At 39.6% G+C, this 22,905-nt stretch carries 21 protein-coding genes and 2 tRNA genes; 13 read left to right on the top strand and 10 right to left on the bottom strand.

Annotation, left to right across the window (positions count from 1 at the left end; genetic code table 11):
• Positions 1-171: 171 nt before the first annotated feature.
• Together KAN5_RS06600 and topA are read left to right on the top strand one after the other, a co-directional pair.
• Positions 172-4,152 (top strand): Ig-like domain-containing protein, encoded by a 3,981-nt coding sequence (locus KAN5_RS06600; RefSeq protein WP_244390779.1) that lies wholly within the window; start codon positions 172-174, stop codon positions 4,150-4,152.
• Positions 4,153-4,401: 249 nt separating this feature from the next.
• On the top strand, positions 4,402-7,089 hold the full coding sequence (gene topA, locus KAN5_RS06595; RefSeq protein WP_244390778.1) for a type I DNA topoisomerase: 2,688 nt from the start codon (positions 4,402-4,404) through the stop codon (positions 7,087-7,089).
• A gap of 128 nt (positions 7,090-7,217) precedes the next feature.
• On the opposite strand, the gene KAN5_RS06590 is transcribed toward topA, so the two are convergent.
• On the bottom strand, positions 7,218-7,460 hold the full coding sequence (locus tag KAN5_RS06590) for a hypothetical protein (protein ID WP_016709381.1): 243 nt from the start codon (positions 7,458-7,460) through the stop codon (positions 7,218-7,220).
• A gap of 215 nt (positions 7,461-7,675) precedes the next feature.
• Between KAN5_RS06590 and KAN5_RS06585 the strand changes: the two genes are divergently transcribed.
• Positions 7,676-8,224: a TIGR00645 family protein gene (locus tag KAN5_RS06585; RefSeq protein WP_016709382.1), complete on the top strand. Its 549-nt coding sequence runs from the start codon at positions 7,676-7,678 to the stop codon at positions 8,222-8,224.
• 104 nt (positions 8,225-8,328) lie between these two features.
• Here KAN5_RS06585 and KAN5_RS06580 read toward each other — a convergent pair whose 3' ends face one another.
• From KAN5_RS06580 to KAN5_RS06540, 9 genes are all read right to left on the bottom strand, one after another.
• Positions 8,329-8,769, bottom strand: coding sequence for a hypothetical protein (locus KAN5_RS06580; RefSeq protein WP_244390777.1), 441 nt, complete (start codon positions 8,767-8,769; stop codon positions 8,329-8,331).
• Between the two features lie 193 nt (positions 8,770-8,962).
• Positions 8,963-9,895, bottom strand: coding sequence for a M14 family metallocarboxypeptidase (locus tag KAN5_RS06575; RefSeq protein ID WP_016709384.1), 933 nt, complete (start codon positions 9,893-9,895; stop codon positions 8,963-8,965).
• Positions 9,896-9,996: 101 nt separating this feature from the next.
• Positions 9,997-10,563, bottom strand: a complete 567-nt coding sequence (locus KAN5_RS06570) for a hypothetical protein (RefSeq protein WP_244390776.1) — start codon at positions 10,561-10,563, stop codon at positions 9,997-9,999.
• Between the two features lie 302 nt (positions 10,564-10,865).
• The gene (locus KAN5_RS06565; protein WP_036981173.1) at positions 10,866-11,570 is read right to left on the bottom strand and encodes a pseudouridine synthase; all 705 of its coding nucleotides are present in this window, start codon (positions 11,568-11,570) and stop codon (positions 10,866-10,868) included.
• A gap of 2 nt (positions 11,571-11,572) precedes the next feature.
• Positions 11,573-11,902, bottom strand: a complete 330-nt coding sequence (locus tag KAN5_RS06560) for a TusE/DsrC/DsvC family sulfur relay protein (protein ID WP_016709387.1) — start codon at positions 11,900-11,902, stop codon at positions 11,573-11,575.
• A 3-nt stretch (positions 11,903-11,905) separates the two neighbouring features.
• Complete coding sequence (locus KAN5_RS06555; RefSeq protein ID WP_016709388.1) at positions 11,906-12,172, bottom strand: DsrH/TusB family sulfur metabolism protein; 267 nt, start codon at positions 12,170-12,172, stop codon at positions 11,906-11,908.
• Positions 12,169-12,525: a sulfurtransferase complex subunit TusC gene (gene tusC, locus KAN5_RS06550; RefSeq protein ID WP_016709389.1), complete on the bottom strand. Its 357-nt coding sequence runs from the start codon at positions 12,523-12,525 to the stop codon at positions 12,169-12,171. Before tusC ends, KAN5_RS06555 begins: the two co-directional genes overlap by 4 nt.
• The gene (gene tusD / locus KAN5_RS06545; RefSeq protein WP_016709390.1) at positions 12,522-12,875 is read right to left on the bottom strand and encodes a sulfurtransferase complex subunit TusD; all 354 of its coding nucleotides are present in this window, start codon (positions 12,873-12,875) and stop codon (positions 12,522-12,524) included. Before tusD ends, tusC begins: the two co-directional genes overlap by 4 nt.
• A 55-nt stretch (positions 12,876-12,930) precedes the next feature.
• Complete coding sequence (locus KAN5_RS06540) at positions 12,931-13,596, bottom strand: Bax inhibitor-1/YccA family protein (protein ID WP_016709391.1); 666 nt, start codon at positions 13,594-13,596, stop codon at positions 12,931-12,933.
• A gap of 253 nt (positions 13,597-13,849) precedes the next feature.
• Here KAN5_RS06540 and KAN5_RS06535 point away from each other — a divergent pair.
• The 10 genes from KAN5_RS06535 to KAN5_RS06490 all read left to right on the top strand — a co-directional run bounded on the left by KAN5_RS06535 (position 13,850) and on the right by KAN5_RS06490 (position 22,873).
• Positions 13,850-13,940 (top strand) — tRNA-Ser (locus tag KAN5_RS06535).
• A gap of 53 nt (positions 13,941-13,993) precedes the next feature.
• Positions 13,994-14,084, top strand: a tRNA-Ser gene (locus KAN5_RS06530).
• 142 nt (positions 14,085-14,226) lie between these two features.
• Entirely contained in the window at positions 14,227-14,622 is a 396-nt protein-coding gene (locus tag KAN5_RS06525; protein WP_016709611.1) for a hypothetical protein, read from the top strand.
• A gap of 125 nt (positions 14,623-14,747) precedes the next feature.
• Complete coding sequence (locus KAN5_RS06520; RefSeq protein WP_016709612.1) at positions 14,748-15,209, top strand: GAF domain-containing protein; 462 nt, start codon at positions 14,748-14,750, stop codon at positions 15,207-15,209.
• On the top strand, positions 15,206-15,484 hold the full coding sequence (locus KAN5_RS06515) for a hypothetical protein (protein WP_016709613.1): 279 nt from the start codon (positions 15,206-15,208) through the stop codon (positions 15,482-15,484). Before KAN5_RS06520 ends, KAN5_RS06515 begins: the two co-directional genes overlap by 4 nt.
• A gap of 15 nt (positions 15,485-15,499) precedes the next feature.
• Positions 15,500-16,150, top strand: coding sequence for an RNA chaperone ProQ (proQ, locus tag KAN5_RS06510; RefSeq protein ID WP_016709614.1), 651 nt, complete (start codon positions 15,500-15,502; stop codon positions 16,148-16,150).
• Between the two features lie 27 nt (positions 16,151-16,177).
• Positions 16,178-18,208 (top strand): carboxy terminal-processing peptidase, encoded by a 2,031-nt coding sequence (gene prc, locus KAN5_RS06505; RefSeq protein ID WP_016709615.1) that lies wholly within the window; start codon positions 16,178-16,180, stop codon positions 18,206-18,208.
• 337 nt (positions 18,209-18,545) lie between these two features.
• On the top strand, positions 18,546-20,009 hold the full coding sequence (gene nhaC / locus KAN5_RS06500) for a Na+/H+ antiporter NhaC (RefSeq protein ID WP_016709616.1): 1,464 nt from the start codon (positions 18,546-18,548) through the stop codon (positions 20,007-20,009).
• 44 nt (positions 20,010-20,053) lie between these two features.
• A complete protein-coding gene (pepN, locus tag KAN5_RS06495) occupies positions 20,054-22,648 on the top strand; it encodes an aminopeptidase N (protein WP_138555208.1) in 2,595 nt (864 codons plus the stop codon).
• 3 nt (positions 22,649-22,651) lie between these two features.
• Positions 22,652-22,873, top strand: coding sequence for a DUF2835 domain-containing protein (locus KAN5_RS06490; protein ID WP_016709618.1), 222 nt, complete (start codon positions 22,652-22,654; stop codon positions 22,871-22,873).
• Positions 22,874-22,905 lie beyond the last annotated feature (32 nt).

The following is a 22,905-nucleotide window of genomic DNA, read 5'->3' as shown; positions in this document are numbered from 1 at the left end:
CTACCAGCATGCAGATTTTTATACAGAAAAAAACGATAAATATGAAAAAAAAATCGTAAATAAAAAAACCATAAAAAAGTAATAAAAGTTGTGATTTTAAAGCTTGTTATAGGTTAATATTGAGTAAATTTTAGATTTACATTATTAATAACAAACGCTAGGGAGAGGGCAATGCCTTTAATGCGATGGCTCAGTGTCATAATGTTAAGTTTTTTAATCACGGCGTGTGGTGGCGGTGGAACACTTGAAAAGGAAGGTGGTGAACTGGGTGGCGACACTGATGTTGCAACTTATACCTTAACGATTAGCGCAATTTCTGAAGTCACAGGTGAAGCAGCTAATAACGTTTCAGCAAACCAGCGTTTAGAGTTAGCAGCTAAACTATTAAAAGATGGTGCAGCAGTCCCTGGAAGTAGAGTAACGTTTACTACAGATGGAGATTATGGTGTATTTAATCCTGTATCTGGCACCGCTGAGACGGATGCTGATGGTATAGCAAGAGTATTTCTTAGTGTTGGTAGCACGGCTGGTGCTGGAACAGTAAGTGCTTCAGTCACACTCGACGGCACAAGTGTCGCAAGTGCTGAACCTTTTACATTTACATCGACAGGTGAGCTGGATAGTACATCACAAGGTGATTACTCTATTACTTTACAAGGCTATGCACAAGATACAGGCGTTGCATCGAATACAGTAACAAATTCAGCAGCACTTGATTTAAGGGCTACGTTAAAGCGTAATGGAGAGATTGTTGCTGGTAAGCGTATAACTTTTCAATTAGCCGATAATATAGGTCTGTTGTCGCCATCTTCTGCACTTACTCAGAATGATGGGATAGCTACTGTGGAATTATCTGCAGGTTCAGATGCGGGGGCTGGTCAAGTTAGTGCCGTATACACCATTGAAGGTGTCTCTTATTCTGGTACTTTTGACTTTCAGTCAACAGGAGGTCAAGATAATGTGTCAAATGAATACATCTTGATATTAAATGGAGTTTCTACAAATACGGGGGCACCATCTAATCTAGTTACCCCAAATGATCCTATAACCCTTCAAGCCAATTTACAGCATAATGGTGAGCCCCTAAGTGGTGAAAAAGTGACGTTTACTTTATCTGATAGCATTGGTGAACTTGATCCCCCTTCTGGCACTGCATTAACGAATTCTCAAGGAATTGCTTCAATTTCATTACTCGCTGGCGATGTAGAAGGCGCAGGTGAAGTTGTGTTTAGCTATACTGTTGACGATGATACATATGTCTCTGCACCTTTCACATTTGAAGCTCAAGTGCAAAGTGAAGTAGTCACAGAAGTGAATGTAAATGTTTTAGCTAGTAATGATCTAGTAACTAGAAGTATAGATTATTTGAACCCAGCACGCGCGCAAGCCACGGTTACTGTAAACGGCCAACCTGCTGCATTTAAGTTTGTTACATTTAACCTTACAGGTTTTGGGATACTTAACCCTTCAAATGGCACAGCCATGACGAATGAGCAAGGAATTGCTGAAATTGATTTATTAACTGGTACAACTCAGGGGGCTGGGAGTATTACCGCAACTTATGTTAATGACAAAAAAATATCAACTACCTCTACGGAGTTTGTATATGAAACAGCAGGGGATTCACCTGCGCAAAATGGTGATACTGATTATGCGCTTTCAATTAGCTTAATATCAACACAGACATTGACTGAAACGAATTCTGTGAGTGCAGATAATAGTGCGCAAGTAAAAGCCTTAGTATTAGATAGTGAAGGTAACCCTGTTACAAATCAAGTTGTCAACTTCTCTTCTACGTTAGGACGTTTACTGCCAAGTCTTGGAACTGCTTTAACTGACACCTCGGGTATTGCAACATTAAATTTGACGGCAGGCTCTATTGAAGGGGCCGGTATTGTCACGGCACAGTTTGATAATCAGCAAGCGACTATTGGTTTTTATACCCGTGGTGATGTAGCTGATTCGACTCAAAATACAGCTGATATATCATTTAAGTTATTAAAAAATTGCTTAGATGGTTTTACAAATAGTAGAGATGCTACTTTATGTGATGAAGTAACAAGCTTCTCAAGTGAAGAATCCGGTGTGTTATATGTACAAGCACTCAAGAACGGTTCTAATACACCTCTAGAGCAAGTATTAGTAACAGCGACCACAACAATTGGTTCGATATCGCCTACTACGGGAACAGCCATAACAGATGCTAATGGTGTTGCATTATTAGACATTATACCGGGTCGAGATGTTGGAGCCGGTGAAGTTACTGTTTCTGTTTTAACCAGTAGTTTAACAAAGGCATTCCAAATCGCTGCCGTTGATGTAGAGATTGAGATTTCTTCTAATTTGGCTGACTCAGATCTATTATCTGCTGGTTCAACGGCTCTGATCTCAGTTGAAATCAACAAAGAGGGGGCATTGTTTACTTCACCATTACTCGTTGAGTTTAGCTCGGGTTGTGTTGATGCTGGTCTAGCAGTGATTGATGCAAGAGTTACCAGTATTGGTGGCGTGGCACAATCTACATACCGAGCTACAGGCTGCGTAGGCGCTGACCAAATTACCGCATCGGTAATCACCGGTGGCACTACAGTCTCTGATAATATTGTTGTAAATGTATCTAAATCTAATATTGGTTCTATTGAGTTTTTGGATTCATCGGAATCAGTTATTGCTTTAAAAGGAACTGGTGGTGCAAATCGTAAAGAGACATCCACTTTGCGGTTTAAGCTTGTTGATAATAATGGTAATCCAATCCCATCGAAAACCGTCAACTTTGAACTATCAACAACTGTTGGAGGTGTAAAACTGAGTCAAAGCTCCGGTTTTACCAATGCTGAAGGCATAGTACAAACAGTGGTCCAATCTGGCGTATACCCACAGCCTGTTAAAGTTATTGCATCAAGCGAAGAAGTGTTTGAAGGGCAAACTTTAAAAGTTATAAAACAATCTGATGAACTTGCTATTAGTACAGGTGTAGCTGATCAGAATAGTTTTAGTACAGCTTTAAGTGCTCATAACGTTCATGCACTTGATTTGGATGGAACTCAAGTTGAAGTGACAGCTCGTTTAGCAGATCATTTCGGTAATCCTGTGCCTGATGGTACGGTGGTAAGTTTTATCGCTGAAGGAGGGATGATTGCGCCTAACTGTCAGACAAGTAACGGTAATTGTTCAGTGACCTGGGAAAGTAGTAACCCACGACCTTTCACTAATAGTTATTACCAAAATACCATTATGGAAAAGTGTGATAGAGGGCTTCCATGTCCGATGGGAATTTTAAATGACGATTATAGTATTGATCTACCGTTAGGTGGACGTGCAACTATTTTATCTTATGCGCTTGGTGAAGAGTCTTATAATGATAAGAATGGTAATGGTTTATTTGACTCGACCGATTTTTTTGCTGAAATAAATGATAGGCCAGAAGCGTTTATAGATAATAACAGCGATAATACATACGGTGGCGAAGATTGCGCCATTGGTTCAGGTCCTTGTTCAGCTGAAAACTCTGATGGCGATGAGTTTGAAGAATTCATTGATTACAATAGCGATGGAACATGGACTACTGGAAATGGTGTTTACGATGGTTTACTCTGTACTGAAGCTGATGATACAGCAGGTATCTGTAAGCGAGGTTTAATACATATATTTAATAACTCTGAAATCGTGATGTCTAATGATGATGCCGCTTTCCGGGTAGTAACATTTGCTCCAGATTGCTCATTAATTCCAGGTGTTAACGCTTCAGAAGTGCGTTTAAATAGTAATTCATTGAGCCCTCTACTTAGAAAGAATCAAAGCGATGCAACCAGTGATTTGATGTGTCAGGTGGATAGTGTTGATTTTAGAGGCGGAACAACAGAAGCGGTTGATTTAACTGTTTATATTGCAGATATTTATAATAACCCAATGCCAGTAGGTACTGTAGTATCTATTTCGACAGATAATGGAGTGCTATCAGGCGCTGATGAAGATTATATTTTTCCAAATACGACTTCGATTGTGCCTATTTCTTTATCATTTGTTATTTTAGATGAACAAGATGACTCTCGAAATGATAAAACACAAGGTGCAATTACAGTTAAAGTTGCAGCTCCTAATGGGTTAATTAGCACGACATCCATTTCGGTACTGGATGATCCAGCACCCTAATTTAATTTTGTATTAAAAATGCCAACCATAAGGTTGGCATTTTTGTTGCTATTCTATATATTCCACTGCAAATACCAAAAAACATCGTTTTGTCTAAATTAACGGCAATAATTGTTTAATTAATCATTAAAAATAGAAAAGTTTGTATTAAAAGCTTGTAACAATTGGTGTTTGTAGATATACCTATAAATATTCGCGCTCGTAAATGAGCAAAACACATTTAAAATACTTGGTTAGAAATAGGCAACTATGGGCAAATCGCTAGTAATTGTAGAGTCTCCTGCTAAGGCTAAAACAATTAATAAATATTTAGGAAACGATTTTATCGTCAAGTCCTCTATTGGGCATGTACGAGATCTTCCTACCTCCGGTTCAGGCAAAACCAAAACGGCTGCTGTAAAAACGCCTGCAGAAGTGCGTAAAATGGCACCAGAAGAAAAGGCTGCATACAAAAAACAGCGTGATTATACGAACTTAGTTGCTCGAATGGGGATTGATCCAGAAAAAGGCTGGGAACCTCATTATGAAATATTGCCAGGTAAAGAAAAGGTTGTTCAAGAATTACAAAAGCTTGCTGAAAATGCTGACCAAATCTACCTCGCAACGGATTTGGATAGAGAGGGAGAAGCAATCGCGTGGCATCTGCAAGAAATCATTGGTGGAGAGCCTGAGAAGTACAAGCGCGTAGTATTCAACGAGATCACTAAAAATGCCATTCAGGCAGCTTTTGAAGCGCCAGGAGAGCTAAATACCGACATGGTCTATGCCCAACAGACCCGTCGCTTTTTAGACCGTGTGGTTGGCTTTATGGTTTCACCGTTACTTTGGGCTAAAGTTGCCCGTGGTTTATCAGCAGGGCGCGTACAGTCAGTAGCTGTGCGTTTATTGGTAGAACGCGAGCGCGAGATCAAAGCATTCATTCCGGAAGAGTTCTGGGATATTCATGCAGACGTTAAAAATAGTGAGTCTACCTTACGCCTAGAAGTGGTTAAGCAAAACGATAAAGCGTTTAAACCAGTTAATAAAACACAAGCTATGGCTGCAACTGCAGTCTTAGAGAATGCTGAATATAAAGTTGTTAGTGTTGAAGAAAAACCGAGTAAGAGCCGTCCAAGTGCGCCTTTTATTACTTCAACCATGCAACAAGCTGCCAGTACACGCTTAGGTTATGGTGTTAAGAAGACCATGATGTTAGCACAACGATTGTATGAAGCTGGTTACATAACTTATATGCGTACAGATTCGACAAATTTGTCCAAAGATGCTGTTGCAATGTGCCGTGACTACGTAAGTGAACAATATGGCAATAAGTATTTACCAAAAGAGGCTGTTAATTATAGCTCGAAAGGAAATGCACAAGAGGCGCATGAAGCAATTCGTCCTTCTAGTGTGAGTGTATTGTCTGGTCATTTAGAAGGTGTAGATCCGGATGCTAAGAAACTTTATGAATTAATTTGGCGTCAATTTGTTGCATGTCAAATGGTTGCTGCAGAATATGACTTAACAACTTTGACTGTAACAGCTGATGATTTTCAATTAAAGGCAAAAGGGCGTGTGCTACGCTTTGATGGTTGGACAAGAGTACAACCTGCTGTGCGTAAAAAGAATGAAGAAGATCAATCATTACCAGCAATAAAAGAAGGTGAGGTATTAAGCCTGATTGAGCTTGAACCTAAACAGCACTTTACTAAGCCGCCTGCGCGTTTTAGTGAAGCCAGTTTAGTAAAAGAGCTTGAAAAACGTGGTATTGGTCGTCCCTCTACTTATGCTTCTATTATCTCAACGATCCAAGATCGCGGCTATGTACGCGTTGAAAACCGTCGCTTCTTTGCAGAAAAAATGGGTGAAATTGTTACCGATCGATTAGTTGAGAACTTCACTGATCTGATGAACTTTGACTTCACTGCAAAAATGGAAGGTCGTTTAGATGATATCGCAGAAGGCGAACGTGTTTGGACTCAAGTGCTCGATAAGTTTTACGCTGATTTCTCTACTCAACTGACAATAGCCAGTGGTGAAGAAGATGAAGGAGGAATGCGTAAAAATGAAATGGTTGAAACAGACATTGATTGCCCAACATGCGGTAGAAAAATGGGGATTCGTACTGCGTCGACAGGGGTGTTTCTAGGTTGTACTGGTTATAATTTACCTCCTAAAGAGCGCTGCACGACTACGATGAATCTAGTGGCTGGCGACGAAGCAGTGGCTGCCGATGTTGAAGATGTTGAAACAGAAACATTAATGCAAATGAAGCGTTGCCCAATCTGTGAAACAGCGATGGATTCATACCTGATTGATGAAACTAGAAAACTTCATGTTTGCGGTAATAATCCCGCATGTAAAGGCTATGTCGTCGATGAGGGTACATTTAAAATAAAAGGGTATGATGGCCCTATCATTGAGTGCGATAAATGTTCAGCAGATATGCAATTAAAGTCTGGACGTTTTGGTAAATATTTTGGCTGTAGTAATGAGGAATGTAAAAATACTAGAAAATTACTACGTAGTGGTGAAGCTGCGCCGCCAAAAGAAGATCCTGTGCAGTTACCTGAGCTTGAATGTGAGAAATCTGATGCATACTTCGTGCTCCGTGATGGTGCTGCGGGTATTTTCTTAGCAGCCAATACGTTCCCTAAATCACGTGAAACTCGCGCTCCCAAAGTTGAAGAGTTACAGCGTTTTCGAGATCGTATTTCTCCTAAATTCTATTATCTTGCGGATGCGCCAGCAAAAGACCCTGATGGCAACTTAGCGGTTGTCCGTTATAGCCGTAAGAATAAAGAACAGTATGTAATGACCGAGGTTGACGGCAAAGCAACGGGTTGGACTGCACATTACAATGCTGGTAAATGGGTTGAAGAGGAGAAGAAAAAAGCCGCACCGAAAAAGAAAGCGGCACCTAAAAAAGCAGCTAAGGCGAAAAAGGACGCTGAGTAAAATTAATCGTAACTATTTTACATGGATAGGCGCTTAAGTATTAGTCGCTTGCCTTAGTCAAAAAAACCGGAACGCACATCATTGTGTCGTTCCGGTTTTTTATAAATTTCGCAGTGGCAAATTTAATTTTAAATTTTTACGTCAGTAACTTTTTTGTAGCCTTCAGACTCAAGCTCATCATTAACGCACTTTAAAACGTATGGCTTAAGCTCTTCATTGCTGATGTCGTCGTCTTTAGCCCAGTTTAAACACATTTCTGTGTATTCTTTAATTGTTTCAGCTGAAGCGTCAACAGCATCATCTGCAACTGCAAATGTTGTATAAACAGCAAATAGAGGTGCGACGATAAGTGTTAGCAATGCTTTTTTCATTCGTTCATTCCTAAAAAAGTAATAACAATTGTTTTTGATAATTAAAACAAGAGTGATCCAATCAGCAATACGCTGTTGGTAAGTGGATTTTTAAACGAATTGATAATAAAAGATAACGAAATATTTTTATCGTAAAGACAAATAAAGTGTAATAAAAATAATGAACTCAATTTTATTAATGTTATCTTAGTAGGATAACTATATTAGGAACTTATATGTCTCAAAGCCAACCACCAGAAATTGCACCGCGTGTTGCATCTAAATTAGAAAAATTTGTAGAAAGCTTTATTTTTCGTGCCCGCTGGTTACTGGCACCTTTTTTTATAGGGTTGTTAGTTGCGATAATCCTGTTGTTGTTAAAGTTTTTTAAATATTTGTATCACATGGCGCTTAATACATTCAGTGCCACTAATGAGCAGTTATTAGTAGGGATTTTAACCTTGGTTGATACGGCTCTGCTCGCTGGTTTATTGTTGATCATAATTTTTAGTGGTTATGAGAATTTTGTTTCAAAGCTGAATATCGGTAATCATGAAGATCGCCCAGCATGGATGGGGAAAGTGGGGTTTTCTGGTTTAAAAATGAAATTGATCAGTGCGATAGTTGCAATATCTGCGGTAGAGCTGTTAAAAGTATTTATTAGCTCACCTAGTCACACCAGCGATGAGTTAATGTGGAAGGTGGTCATCCATGTTACTTTTGTAATATCAGGTGTACTGTTTGCGTTAACTGATTTTATTAATAGCAAAACGCACAATCACTAAATAGGCAGCGAGACAAAGGCTCGCTGCTTGTTTAAGTTGTTAAAACGTAGGTGCGGCGATTAATTATCCGGCCTTAGAATTACATATACTTTGCCACATCACTTTTAGGCTTGGCTTTTTTGCATACATAGTAATTGCATCGCTTTCTCGGTCATCGTTTTATTAACAAATGCTTTAGCTTGAGCTAAGCTGTTAAAAAGGCACGGACGAATATCCATATTTAGCCCCGCATTATCGAGAATGCGTTGCATTTGATTGATTACGATTGATGAGTCAAAAATATAGGCGCTGGCAATGCAGCCTTTATGTACCATGGCAGACGTAAGCAAGGTAAGTTGTTGCTCTGCTTGTGGTGTGGCAGCTAAAAGCGTTTGTGAATTGCTAATGTATCCCCATGGTTTATTTGCAAACTGCGCTACCTGTGTGAGTAAGCTATTAGCAAATGCAGAGACTAAACTGGCATTAACATTACCAGAGAAATCAGCAATGATGATATTTTGTTCACATTGTAAACTAACCTGGCCATGTTTATTGATAAATTTCAACGTGCTTCCTTGTGAGAAAATTTAAGAGCGCGAATTTTATACAATTAAAACATGAAGTCTAGTTTTTTATTTATATTTTATAAATTTGCATTGAACAGTTTCTTTTAGAGTGAAATTTGACTTGATTATGTGTATTTTCTGGCCTGCTCTGTTATTACACAGGCCAAAAATTTGTTTCTAGGTCATTAGACCATTACAGATTATTAGCAATGTCAATGCTAAGTAAGTGATCTAATCCCCCTGTAATGGCTGCAACTTGCGCTAAAATACATTCTTCATCAGTTGCTGTTGGACTGTCTGGGTAGACTTCTGTCGTGGTAACATACTGCGCGTCAGTAAAGCCCATGCATAAACCAAGCTCTCTAGCTGAATAATTGATCACTCCAAACTGTTCAAGTGGTACACCAATTAATTGGTTATTCTCATCACTTGGCGCGATGTGTGTTACTTGAGCAACGCTATCAATGATCGCTTTTTGAAACTCAGGCATTGGTTTCGTGCTATCAGCGACAAGGTAAAAACCATCAGGAATATTCCAGTTTGTATTGGTTTTACCATCACGGGCGGCTAAAGCTGGACGAAACTCACTGTTATCGGAATCGGTTGTCTCATGTAAGTCAATATGAACATGTGGTTTTATATCATGGTCGTTCATATACTGAATCAGCGCTGCAGATTCAGGGGCAGGGCTGTCAGCATGAAAAGAGCGATTTGGGTCTATAGCTGCCGGATCCCAGCGATTAATCGTTTCATAACCCCATGGACTGATACAAGGAGCAATAATCAGGTTAAAATGCTCCGCATACTGTGCAGCTTTTGTTTTTACAAACCGTAATGCGCCATGCACACCGCTGGTTTCATAGCCATGCACTCCACCCGTTACTAACACTGTGGGTTTAGTTTCTTGCCAACATTTAGATTTGATAACATAAAGAGGGTAACGCTGTGGATCAACATCAAGCGCGCCATATTGCTCAATGTCAAATTGCTGTTTAAGTTCGTCGACTAAGGTGAGCACTTGAGACTGATAGCACCGTTTAATCGTTTGTTTACTAAGCCACTGTTGTTTGTTTTCAGCATTCCATGGAGTGCCTTGAGTGCCAATTGGGTAGTTACTTTCGCTCATAGAACCTTCATATTTTTCAATAAAGGCTTAGCTTAGCTTTGTGCTGACTTAGCTGCAACCGCAGGGATATAATTTAATTGCCATCATTGAGATAAACAGGGTCATACGTACTCATATAAGCTTGCATGTTTACGCTTATGGGCCTCAAATAAGTAAGCCCTGAGCTGCTCTCGCCCTTGATGTATCTGCGTAATTTTTGCTGCAATACCCTGATCACTGACCCGAACAGGTTCAATCTCTATGCTGATTTTTTTCTTATTTGGTAAAATAAACTTTAACTGTTGGGAAGTTTTTCTTAGCTGCTTTTTTGACAGTGGCTTTAAAAATAGTCCAGTGCTTGAGATGGACTCTATTTTGAAATCGTGGTTTTGAATTTCCAAATTATCCCAGCGCCAGCAACGTTTGATCCCTTGGGTATCAATCACTTCAGGGGCATTTAAATAGGGTGTTAATGTGCCTAATTCATTTACTTTAAGTTCAAGTGGGAACCATAGCTGATAATGAGCGACCTCTGCGAGTAGCGTCAATTTAGCTTGGCTTAGTAAATGGGCGATACCGGAGGGGATCTCACTGTGTAAAGTGAGCGTATGTTCACAATTTAATTGCGCAGGACTGTCTGTTTGATATAAGTCCACTATATAACTGAGTTCTTCCTTCGAAATATCCATATACCTTAATCCATTAAAGTGGTTTTTGTACATAAAACAAGCAAGGCTTATCCCTTGTTGTTTGACCTTATTGAAAATAATCCAGTAAAGCATGGACTATTAATTTATATAAAAAGCCCGCTACTCCCATTCCATATAACGGCCAGTTTACACAAATCTTTAATAATTTAATATGACTTCGTTACCCTTATGACATTATTATGAGTATTGCGCTTTTAATGTTCTGAAGGGGGCTGCTTAAGAAAAAGTGTATCTGTTACTTAGCTTAGAAGCCCTCAAGTTTTGGTGTATATTATTTCAGCTCATGGTGTATCAGTTATGATTTTATATTGCCCATTTTTTATCCCTTCTAATGTGTAGTCACCAATACGATACCGTATCAACCGCAAGGTGGGGTGGCCAACATGTGCTGTCATTCGCCTTACTTGGCGATTTCTCCCTTCAGTGAGGGTAATACTTAGCCAACTAGTTGGAATGTTTTTTCGCTCTCTGACAGCTGGTATACGCGGCCATATAGTTGGCTCAGTAATACGCTTCACTTCAGCGGGTAGGGTAAGACCATCTTTAAGTTCAACACCTTGGCATAGGCGTTTAATAGCTTCATCAGAAGGCTCACCTTCCACTTGCACCCAGTAAGTCTTGCTGGTTTTTTTATTTGGTGCGGTTAAGGTGTTTTGTAACTTGCCACAATTAGTCAGTAATAAGAGACCTTCACTGTCTCGGTCTAATCGTCCAGCAGCGTAGACATCTTTGATGGTAATAAAGTCAGCCAAGGTTTGTCGGTTTTGCTCGTCAGTAAACTGGCACAGCACATCAAAGGGCTTATTGAATAACACCACTTTACGTTCACTAGCGGCAATTGCTGGTTTTATTTCACGTTTTACTGAGCTATTGATTTTTTTTGTGGTAACGCCGCTGCGATTATAACTACGGCCACTGTTACGACGTTTAGTTGTATTATTTTTCGGCGTGTTTTTTTTAGGTCCGTTGTTTTTAGTAACAGTCATGATTAAATACACCGCGCAGGTTTTGGCAAACCGGCGATTTTAGTTGCTTGCTTTGCAGGTCCTTTGGGAAATAATTTATAAAGGTAAATACTATTGCCTTTATCTTCTCCCAAGGCTTTTGCCATTGCTTTTACTAACATTCTTATTGCAGGGCTAGTGTTGTACTCTAAATAAAAATTACGTACAAAGTGGATCACTTCCCAATGTTGGCTGGTTAATTCGATACTTTCCTGGGCAGCAATAATTGGGGCTAATTCTTCACTCCATAATAGATGATCAAGTAGGTAGCCCTGTTTATCAGTGTCGATAATTTTATTATTAAATTCAAGCATGTGTTACCACGTAATAGAGTGAGAAGTTGCTAATGTTAATGCGACAAAGTCGTCATAATTCAGTGAGTGATCTGGTTCAGAGATAGTAATACCTCGAGATTGCGCATCATCAGCAAGTATTAATAAGTGTGTTGAAAGTTGCCTAAATTGGCGAATGGCAAAACAGGCGTCACTTAGCAAAAGCACCTGATCAGTTACTTGAATAAGATTAACTAATTGATCAGTATTGTAATAGCTAAGTGGCTTAGAGAATATATGCAAAGTACTCATAGGGTCACTATTTGTTGTTGTTGGCTAATAAGGTGGTGTTGCTGCTGATAATTAAGCGCTTTTACCTCAATGAGTAAGTGACTCTTTTCAAGCCCATATTCAAGTAATGATTTTTCACATACATAAATATTTTCAACATCGTATATTTCTAATGTTTTGATGGTTTTAAAATAGTTTTTTAAACCAATATGCTCAGGTTGCTGCTGTTTTTTTAATGCAAGCACTGCAGGACCTGTGAATAACCAACTAATATTTTGCTCTACAGCTGCAAAAATTAAGGTCATATCAAGTGCATCACGAATATGTAAGTCATCAAAAGGACTATGTTGACTTAATACCAGAACGTTGATCATTTAAATTGCACCCATTTGTCTGCATCACTTGCTAACATGGCAAATTCTGCCAGGCCAGCGACTGTAAAGACACCCGTATTGTTTATATCTAAACCACGCTTTTCAGCGGCAGTTACACACAGCATTAAATTGACACCCTGCTTATGTAATTGTTGCCAGAGTGAATTGATTGGTAATTCATCAGATGCTAGGTTTAACTGCTCGCTGGCATGAAACACCCCGTGTTGATATAAAAATAGCGCATCAATTTGATGACCTAGATTTAAACAAGCATGAGCAAATTTAATTAATCGCTGTGTGGCGTCATGATCGGATGGTGCGCTGTGCAAAGAAAGTACAAATCGTGCCAAAATTTTTCCAATAAAAAAGCCCCTAAAGAGGGGCTATTTTAGCAGAACTATTTAATTAGTCATTATTTGCGCCAAGAAGAGCAAGTAATGAAGTAAATAAGTTATAAACGCTTAAGTATAAAGAAACAGTTGCACGAATGTAGTTCGTTTCGCCACCGTTAATGATGCGGCTTGTATCGAATAAGATAAGCCCCGACATGATTAATACAACAGCTGCATTTAGCACCATAAACATTAATGAGCTGCCAAGGAAGATATTGACGATGCTGGCGATGATCACAACGATAAGACCGACAGTTAAAAAACCACCCATGAATGAGAAGTCTTTTTTAGTATTAAGTGCGTAAGCAGATAAACCAAAGAATATTAATGCAGTAGAGCCTAACGCTTGCATAATAAGCATTGGGCCATTAGCCATTGCAGCGTAATGGTTAAGCAATGGACCAAGGCCTGCACCCATTAAACCAGTGAAAGCGAATACCCACGCAACGCCCGATGCACTGTCAGCTTTTTTGTTTACAACAAACAATAGGCCAAAAGAAATAAGCGTGAAAACTAATCCCATAAAATAAGGAAGTTGTAATGCCATTGAAATACCAGCCGTCACAGCACTAAATGCTAATGTCATAGCCAATAAAAAATAAGTATTTTTTAATACCTTGTTTGTTTCAATGGTCGACATAACCGGTTTAGCGGTATTGTACGAGTGATTAAATGCCATTTTAGAGCTCCTTTAAGTGAAACTTGTTGTAGTTCCGATAATTAACTAGAGTTAGACTATCAAGACTTGTATATTTGGGCAAATGTTTGTAGTTCAATAGACCATTAAATAAATATAAAAGTTCCAGTTTGTACAATTATTCAGCTGGCCTGTGTGAAGAGTATGCAAATTAATTGTTTTTTAAGCACTTAAACTTTTTTTTGAAAAAAAAGCTTCACAAAGACCACTGCCTTCTCTATTATGCAGGCCGTGCGGAGAGATGGCAGAGTGGTCGAATGCACCGGTCTTGAAAACCGGCAGGGGTTTATAGCCCCTCTAGGGTTCAAATCCCTATCTCTCCACCACCTAATTCAAAATAGTTATGAGTACACTCTTGCTCGTGACTTATAAAAGTTTCGGAGAGATGGCAGAGTGGCCGAATGCACCGGTCTTGAAAACCGGCAGGGGTTTGTAGCCCCTCTAGGGTTCAAATCCCTATCTCTCCACCATATATTAAAACCCGCTTAATTAAGCGGGTTTTTTTATCTCTACAATTTTTATAGAAAATTACGACCATAGTCTCTATTTCGATGTTGTAAAACATCATGCATCCTTAGCACTTATCTCTTAGCCAGATTTTAAGGACGTATTATGAAACATCGGCTTGCGAAAAGTGTAGGTTTATCTTTGCTGTCACCTGTGATTATTGGCACTGCGCTCGGAATTTATTATGCGCTCACATTAAGTGGCGACCCAATGACGATTTTCTTCAATTTACTCATGAGTGCCATTGCCAACGCGCATATTGTTGGTTTGACTATGGCGGCATTTGTCGTGCCTGGTTATTTGTTAATGTATAAGTATGCAAAAGTGAATTACTCAGGAGTTCTAACTTTAGGCTTACTCGGTGGTGCAATATTTAGCTATTTACTTAGCGCCACTGGGGGAATGGTCTTTTTGATCAATACCACAATGTCGGCACTCGCAGCTGGGCTATTTTTATATGGCTTGAGACAAGGTGCAGTAAAACAACAATCACCTCAATAGCAGAATTATTAACCAAGCTTGCTGAAATTTAGGGCAAATTGTTTTTTTTTGCTTTGAAAAGGTTTCAATTATTGGCGACAAAGAGTACCTTTAGCTACTGTATGTTTGATAAGAAGTAGTTTGGTATGCAAAAGCAAGAATTTTACCAGTCATTAGTTAAACAAACTGAAGCGCTAATTACTGGTGAGCCGAATATTATTGCCAATATGGCGAATATCAGCGCATTGTTATTTACGTCACTTGATGATGTTAATTGGGCTGGGTTTTACTTAATGGACTCACCCACTGAATTAGTGCTTGGTCCGTTTCAAGGCAACCCTGCATGTATCCGTATTCCACTAGGAAAAGGGGTCTGTGGCACTGCTGCTGCAACTGCACAAACTCAACTTGTTGAAGATGTACATGCATTTGCAGGACATATTGCCTGTGATGCTGCGTCTAATTCTGAGATCGTAATACCTATCCATAAAAATGGTGAAGTATTTGCAGTGTTAGATATAGACAGTCCAAGTATTGCTCGGTTTGATGCAGATGATAAGCTAGGTCTAGAAGCACTGGTAGCGTGTTTTGAGGCAACAATTGCATGAAAGACTTAGTCAATGTACAGGATTATCTGTTTGCCGTCACTGATGTGGGTGACTGGGAAGGAGATGAAGAACATGTAGCGGAAACGCTCAATGATTTAATTCATATTGCTTGGGATCGTCTTCCTGATGATACGGAATGTGAATTAATTGATGAAATAATTAATGGTATTTGGGAACACCTTCGAGGTGATATGGCTGTAATTGAAGCCGACTTTGAAGAGTTGGTCGACTGGGTAACACACTACGTCGATTCGTCCCTTGATGAAAAGATGTGAAACATAGGTTCTAAAATGGAAACCACAAACAAGCTAAAAGATATTAATGAAGTGCTGGAATTTTTATATCAAGAATTTCCACAATGTTTTAAACAAAAAGACGGCATCAAGCCGCTGAAAGTTGGTATCTTTAAAGATATCGCTGAGCGAATTGAAGGCTCTGAAAAGGTAAGCAAAACGCAGGTTCGTCAAGCACTAAGAAAATACACGTCAAATTGGCGTTATTTAGAAGCTGTGACTAAGTCTGAGTTTCGTATTGATTTGGATGGTAATCACGGCGCTAAAGTTGAGCAAGAACATATAGATCATGCTCAAAAAGCCCTTGAAGAAAGCCGTGCGAAAATGGCTAAGCGTAAAAAAGCTCAGCGCCCACGTAATGATTCAGACACAAAATCTTACAAAAAGAAACCTGGTCAATTTAACAAATCAGCGGATAAAAACGCTAAAGTTAATTCTGCACCAGCGAAAGCTGCACCGGCTAAACGTTCAGGAAAAATTGAACCTTTACCAGCAAGTGAGGTCAAGGTTAATAACAAAGTGAAAGTTAAGCTTGGCCAAGCCCTTGTTAATGCAGTTATCACTGAAGTGAACAAAGATGATGTTCATGTTGAATTGGTAACGGGCATGCAAGTTAAAACGAAAGCAGACAGCCTGTACATTATCTAAAGCTGTATTTAAATTAAGGAGTTGTGTATGAGTCAGAAGTTTACGCTCATTCCGTTAGTTGCGGCCCTCTATTCGGGCTTATTATTTGCAGCAGATGTTGCTGATGTTGTTACGGTAAAAGACTTACCTGTCCTTGCGCAAGAAAGTCAACATAGTACGGCTAGCAAACGGGTGACGAACTTATTTACTCGTGCACATTATAAACCAATTCGTTTTGATGACGCTCTTTCAAGTAAAGTGTATGACCGTTATATCGAATCCCTTGATTTCAATAAAAGCGTCTTTTTGGCTGCGGATATTGCTTCATTCGAGCAATACCGCAACCAATTTGATAATGCGTTGACTACCGGCAAACTCGACTTTACCTTCGATATTTTCAATCTGAGTATGCAACGTCGTTTTGAGCGGTATGAGTATTCATTGAGTTTACTTGAAAAAGAAATGTCGTTTGACGAGGCCGATGAGTATTATTTTGATCGTGAAGACGTTGATTGGGCACAAACACAAGCCGAACTGGATGAGCTTTGGCGTGAACGTGTTAAATATGACGCACTACGTTTAAAAATGACTGGCAAAGATTGGGCCGGGATCAAAAAAGTACTAACAAAACGCTATCACAATGCACAAAAACGTTTAGTGCAAACTAATAGTGAAGATGCATTTCAGATAGTCATGAATTCATTTGCACGTAGCATTGAAGCACATACATCGTATTTATCGCCACGTAGGGCTGAACAGTTTAAGATGGACATGGATCTTGAGCTTGAAGGGATTGGTGCGGTACTAAGCTATGACGAAGATTACACCGTCATTCGCAGTTTAGTCCCAGGTGGTCCTGCAGATAAGTCGGAGCAAATTAAGGCTGATGATCGTATCATTGGTGTCGCGCAAGATAAAGAAGAATTTGTTGATGTAATTGGCTGGCGTCTAGATGATGTCGTTGATTTAATCAAAGGCCCTAAAGGCACAAAAGTACGACTACAATACTTAAAAGGTGCGGATGATCACGGTGCTCCAAAAGTAGTGGAAATAACACGTGATAAAATTCGTTTAGAAGACCGTGCCGCAAAATCAGAAGTTTTTGAAGCAAAATACTCTGATTTAACCAGCAAAATTGGGGTAATTGAAATCCCCGGTTTTTACAATAATCTATCTAAAGATGTAAAAGTTGAACTTGCTAAGTTAAAAGAAGCCAAGGTTGATGGCATTATCATTGACTTACGTCAAAACGGTGGCGGCTCGTTATATGAAGCAACACAATTATCTGGTTTGTTTTTCGACCAAGGTCCTGTGGTGCAAATACACACTCTAAATAATCGTATTGAAGAGCAAAAAGATCGTGATGGTGTGACATTTTACGACGGCCCACTTACCGTATTAGTTGATCGCTATAGTGCGTCTGCCTCTGAGATCTTTGCAGCAGCAATGCAAGACTATGGGCGAGCCATTGTTATTGGTGAACAAACATTTGGTAAGGGCACAGTGCAACAGCATAAAGGTTTAGGCCGTGCTTATGATTTATATGATAATCCTCTTGGCAGTGTGCAGTATACCATTGCAAAGTTTTATCGAATTAATGGTGGTAGTACCCAACATAAAGGCGTGATCCCTGACATTTCATTCCCATCAGCAATCGATCCTGCAGAGTGGGGCGAAAGCCAAGAAGATAACGCATTACCTTGGGATAGCATTGTGCGTGCAAAGTATAATTCAGTTGATGACTTACATGCTGCAATAGCGTATTTAACGAAAGCACATGATGAACGCATAAAATCTGAACCTGAGTTTAATTATGTGCTTGAGGATATTACACGCTATAAAGAAGAAAAAGATCGGAAAACGATTTCACTTGTTGAAGCCCAGCGCATTAAAGAGAAAGACGAAGGTGAGGCACGTGCGTTAGTGCGTACTAATGAAAGACTGCTTCGCTTAGGTGAAAAGCCTGTGGAAAATCTTGATGATGTGCCTGACGTTTTAGACGATTTAGACCCATTCTTAGAAGAAGCTGCATTAATTACGCAGGACTACATTAAATTTGGTCGTGTAGCTAAGAAATAGGCTTGTTAATTAGATTAATTTAAAAGGCGCTTTTGCGCCTTTTTTACTGCCTAAAACTTTTGGTTTGGGTATAATACCAATCGACTTAAATATTTAATCATTCTAGCGGGCTAAATAAAGCGCTAACTGCGTTATAAATTTTTCATGTAGAACAACTACATGTCAAAATTTATGCCTTGTTATCACGCCATTTATCTGTCGCTATAAATGGTCAGTAACTCAACACGATTGGTATAAAAACCGATTAAACGTAGATCATTAGTTACGCTCAATATCGCGTTCGTGCCGAAAAATAATAATTAAATGCGTATATAAAATACGCGTAGGAGCCTCTATTTTGAAGTCATTAGATGAAAAACCTATTCCACAGGCCAGCTTTCTTGATGCCTTGATCCCCATTACTGTACTAATCTGTTTACTCGGTGCAGCGGTCTACTTATTTGGTGATAGTTCATCATCTGGACCTAACCAAATTGCATTGTTGTTTGCAACATTTACAGCAGCATTGATTGGTCTGAAAAATGGCTACAGTTGGAAAAAACTTGAACAAGCAATGATTGAAGGGATCACGTTATCATTAGGGGCTATACTCATTTTATTGATGGTTGGCGCACTGATTGGTACTTGGTTACTCTCTGGCACAGTGCCGACGCTAATTTATTATGGTTTACAAGTCATCAACCCTAGCTGGTTTTATGCCGCGAGCTGTTTAATTTGCGGCATAGTTGCAATGAGTATAGGTAGCTCTTGGACCACAGCTGCAACAATAGGTGTCGCATTGCTAGGGGTGGCCACTGGACTTGGTTTAGAGCAAACAGTCACTGCAGGAGCGGTAATATCAGGTGCTTATTTTGGTGATAAGCTGAGCCCACTCTCTGAGACAACAAATTTAGCGCCAGCTGTTGTGGGCGCTGACTTATTTGAGCATATTCACCACATGCTGTGGACTACCGTGCCTAGCTTTGTTATCGCTTTGATAATCTTTGTTTTTATGGGGTTTAATGCCACGGCTTCTAGTGAAGCTGGACGTATTGATGAGATCACGGCGATTTTGCAGCAAAACTTTAATATTGGTTTCGAAATGTTGGTGCCATTATTGGTTTTATTAGTGTTAGCGATTAAAAAAATGCCTGCTTTTCCTGCTATTTCGATTGGAGCGGTGATAGGGGCTGTTTGGGCTATGCTATTTCAGTCAGACTTAATTGCCTCCCAAATAGATAGCTCGAAAGGAGAGCTTGTTGGATATTTTAAGTTAATTTGGACCACTTTTTTTGATGGTTTTACGATTGCTACCGGCGATGAAAAAATGAACTCATTACTTAGTGGTGGTGGTATGTCCGGTATGCTTACAACCACTTGGCTTATCATGACTGCCTTGATGTTTGGTGCCATTATGGAAAAAACGGGGTTACTTGATATTTTTGTAAAAAGCATTCTTAAAATTGCTAAAAGCACCGGTTCGTTGATTAGCGCGACAATCGCAACTTGTATCGGCACTAATGTCATTGCTGCGGATCAGTACATTGCTATTGTTGTGCCAGGGCGCATGTTTAAAGAAGAATATAAAAAGCGGGGGTTAAAGCCGGTTAATTTATCACGAACCCTAGAAGATGGCGGTACGATAACGAGCCCATTAATCCCATGGAATACGTGCGGTGCGTACATGCAAAGTGTGCTTTTGATTAATCCATTTGATTATGCATTGTATGCATTTTTTAACCTTATCAACCCTTTATTAGCTGTTGTGTATGCTTACCTAGGTATTAAAATTTTACGTATTAAGCCTAAACAACAGGCATAAATTAGTTGCTCCCCGCTCAAGGGGAGCCCTTTTTGGAGTTCTCCATGACTGCAACAAAAAAACCCCAAGCCCAGTATCTTAAAGATTATCAAGCTCCCCCATATTTTATTGAACATGTTGATTTAACCTTTGATCTGGCTCCCTTAAATACCCGGGTAACAAGTGTGATAACGCTAAAAAAAGCGGTAGCTGGTGAAGCTGATTTAGCGTTGGATGGCATTGAGTTAACTTTAATTTCAGTGGCTGTAGACGACGTCGCTTATAGTGATTATACGCTGTTAGATGAACAGCTGGTGATCCATAATTTACCCACAGAGTGTCAGGTCACAATCGTCAATGATATTTCACCAAAAACGAATACTTCCTTAGAAGGTTTATATCTTTCAGGGGGAGCGTATTGCACACAGTGTGAAGCACAAGGCTTTAGAAAAATAACCTACTATTTAGATCGCCCTGATGTGCTTGCAAGCTTTGATGTTACAATTATCGCAGATCAAAGCTATCGTCACCTTTTGTCAAATGGTAATAAATTAACGCAAGGACAATTAGATGACGGTCGCCACTTTGCAAAATGGCAAGATCCATTTAAAAAGCCTAGTTACTTATTTGCACTGGTAGCAGGGGATTTTGATGTACTTGAAGACACTTTTGTCACAAAAAGTGGACGTAATATTGAATTAGCGTTGTTTGTTGATAAAGGTAACTTAGCGAAAACCCCCCATGCCATGACCTCACTTAAAAAATCAATGCAGTGGGATGAGCAACGTTTTAACCTCGAGTATGATTTAGATATCTACATGATTGTTGCCGTGGATTTTTTCAATATGGGCGCGATGGAAAATAAAGGATTGAACATCTTTAATTCTAAGTGCGTACTAGCGAATCAAGAGACCGCGACTGATAAAGATTATCATACTATAGAGTCAATCGTCGGACATGAGTATTTTCATAATTGGACAGGCAACCGAGTTACTTGCCGCGACTGGTTTCAGCTATCATTAAAAGAAGGCCTAACGGTTTTTCGTGATCAAGAATTCAGCAGTGATCTAGGTTCACGAGCACTTAACCGTATTGATGCAGTAAAAGTGATGCGTACCCATCAGTTCAGTGAAGATGCAGGTCCTATGGCGCACCCGATTCGTCCTGAACAAGTGATAGAAATGAATAATTTCTACACGGTGACAGTGTACGATAAAGGTGCTGAAGTTATTCGTATGATGCATACATTGTTGGGTGAAGAAAAATTTCAACTTGGTATGGCTCTTTATTTTCAACGTCATGATGGGCAAGCTGTTACTTGCGATGACTTTGTTGCAGCCATGAGTGATGCCTCTGGTATTGATTTAACTCAGTTTAAACGTTGGTATAGTCAAGCTGGGACACCACGTCTGATTGTTGAGCAAGAATATAATACTGAGGAGGGTATCTTTACATTGAGTATTGAGCAACTCGCGCCAGTTAATCAACCGGATAATGCGCCGTTACATATACCATTTGCTATTGAGTTACTTGATAGGCAGGGCCAACCTGTACCATTGAGCTTTGCAGGTAAACCTATTGACCATGTTCTAGATGTAACCAACACGTATCAGCGCTTTAGTTTTGATGGTTTAGCAACAAAGCCTGTGGCAGTGTTATTAGAAGATTTTTCAGCGCCATGTATTGTCGAGCAACACACAACTGAGGCTGATTTATTACATATAATGCGTTTTGCTCGTAGTGATTTTTCGCGTTGGGATGCGCAGCAACAACTGCTTATTAATGCTGTGAAAGCCGCGATAGAAAACCCTAGAGAGCATTCACTTGCCAAGGAAGTTATAAACGCGTTACGTAGCTTAGTTATTGAGAGAAAGGGTGATTTAGCGTTGATCGCTGAGCTGTTAAAATTACCTAGTTTTGACACTTTAGCCGCAGAATTTGCAGTGATCCCGGTCGATGAAATTGTTGCTATCACCCAGCAATTTGAACTGCAAATAGCGAAACAATTGCAGTGCGAGTTTATCGCATGTTATCAAAGCTTGGTTGATGATGGTTCTGTTAGCGCCGATGCCGTTGCAGTACGTGCATTAAAAGGAATATGTTTACATTATTTAGCAAAAATTGATGAACCTGAGCATGCGCAACTACTTTGCGATGCCGCGAACTCTCATAATATGACCAACGTATTGGCAGCCCTGAGTGCTGTTGTTAAGGCCGACAGTCCTTTATCTGTTGAATTATTAAATCAATTTGACAGCCAATGGCGTCATGATGTGTTAGTGATGGACAAATGGTTTGCATTACAAGCAATGCAAGGTGGCGATAACGCAATTGTTAATATCAATAAGCTCTATGAACATCCTTGTTTTGATTTTTCTAACCCAAATCGCGTAAGGGCATTAGTGGGGAGTTTTAGTCACTTTAATACAGCGCAATTCCATCGTAAAGATGGTGCAGGTTATCAGTTATTAGGGGACTTGTTAGTCAAATTAAACGCTATTAATCCGCAAAATGCATCACGCATGCTTACACCATTTATGTCGTGGCGTCGTTATGACGAAGTACGCTCGATGGCGATGAAAGCCCAGTTACAGCGTCTTGCAGAGCTGGACAATTTAAGCGATGATTTATTTGAAAAAGTTGATAAAGCATTGCAATAAATTATGGTTGAATATTATTTTCTACTTAATCTTACCTACAAACAATGTATGGATTATTACGAAGGCAAGTACACGTCGGTACAAGTAATTGAAGATGGCGGCAAGAAAGTTCGTTTTGCCGCAAGCCATTTACGTCCTTTTATTTCTTCGTTAGGAGTGAGAGGACGCTTTCGACTTTTACTTACACCTGAACACAAATTCTTACGCTTGGAGCGAATAGGTTAGAACAGTATTTTCTTATAATATTGTTTTTTTTG

This window comes from Pseudoalteromonas sp. KAN5, from assembly GCF_022846535.1.
Taxonomy (GTDB): Bacteria; Pseudomonadota; Gammaproteobacteria; order Enterobacterales; family Alteromonadaceae; genus Pseudoalteromonas; species Pseudoalteromonas haloplanktis.
This window is presented reverse-complemented; position numbering and strand designations above follow the sequence as displayed.

Excerpts from the sequence above, each read along its gene's own strand:
- KAN5_RS06600 (WP_244390779.1), top strand. The coding sequence starts at position 172 with ATGCCTTTAATGCGATGGCTCAGTGTCATAATGTTAAGTTTTTTAATC.
- topA (WP_244390778.1), top strand. The coding sequence starts at position 4,402 with ATGGGCAAATCGCTAGTAATTGTAGAGTCTCCTGCTAAGGCTAAAACA.
- KAN5_RS06590 (WP_016709381.1), bottom strand. The coding sequence starts at position 7,460 with ATGAAAAAAGCATTGCTAACACTTATCGTCGCACCTCTATTTGCTGTT.
- KAN5_RS06585 (WP_016709382.1), top strand. The coding sequence starts at position 7,676 with ATGTCTCAAAGCCAACCACCAGAAATTGCACCGCGTGTTGCATCTAAA.
- KAN5_RS06575 (WP_016709384.1), bottom strand. The coding sequence starts at position 9,895 with ATGAGCGAAAGTAACTACCCAATTGGCACTCAAGGCACTCCATGGAAT.
- KAN5_RS06570 (WP_244390776.1), bottom strand. The coding sequence starts at position 10,563 with ATGGATATTTCGAAGGAAGAACTCAGTTATATAGTGGACTTATATCAA.
- KAN5_RS06565 (WP_036981173.1), bottom strand. The coding sequence starts at position 11,570 with ATGACTGTTACTAAAAACAACGGACCTAAAAAAAACACGCCGAAAAAT.
- KAN5_RS06560 (WP_016709387.1), bottom strand. The coding sequence starts at position 11,902 with ATGCTTGAATTTAATAATAAAATTATCGACACTGATAAACAGGGCTAC.
- KAN5_RS06555 (WP_016709388.1), bottom strand. The coding sequence starts at position 12,172 with ATGAGTACTTTGCATATATTCTCTAAGCCACTTAGCTATTACAATACT.
- tusC (WP_016709389.1), bottom strand. The coding sequence starts at position 12,525 with ATGATCAACGTTCTGGTATTAAGTCAACATAGTCCTTTTGATGACTTA.
- KAN5_RS06540 (WP_016709391.1), bottom strand. The coding sequence starts at position 13,596 with ATGGCATTTAATCACTCGTACAATACCGCTAAACCGGTTATGTCGACC.
- KAN5_RS06525 (WP_016709611.1), top strand. The coding sequence starts at position 14,227 with ATGAAACATCGGCTTGCGAAAAGTGTAGGTTTATCTTTGCTGTCACCT.
- KAN5_RS06520 (WP_016709612.1), top strand. The coding sequence starts at position 14,748 with ATGCAAAAGCAAGAATTTTACCAGTCATTAGTTAAACAAACTGAAGCG.
- KAN5_RS06515 (WP_016709613.1), top strand. The coding sequence starts at position 15,206 with ATGAAAGACTTAGTCAATGTACAGGATTATCTGTTTGCCGTCACTGAT.
- proQ (WP_016709614.1), top strand. The coding sequence starts at position 15,500 with ATGGAAACCACAAACAAGCTAAAAGATATTAATGAAGTGCTGGAATTT.
- prc (WP_016709615.1), top strand. The coding sequence starts at position 16,178 with ATGAGTCAGAAGTTTACGCTCATTCCGTTAGTTGCGGCCCTCTATTCG.
- pepN (WP_138555208.1), top strand. The coding sequence starts at position 20,054 with ATGACTGCAACAAAAAAACCCCAAGCCCAGTATCTTAAAGATTATCAA.
- KAN5_RS06490 (WP_016709618.1), top strand. The coding sequence starts at position 22,652 with ATGGTTGAATATTATTTTCTACTTAATCTTACCTACAAACAATGTATG.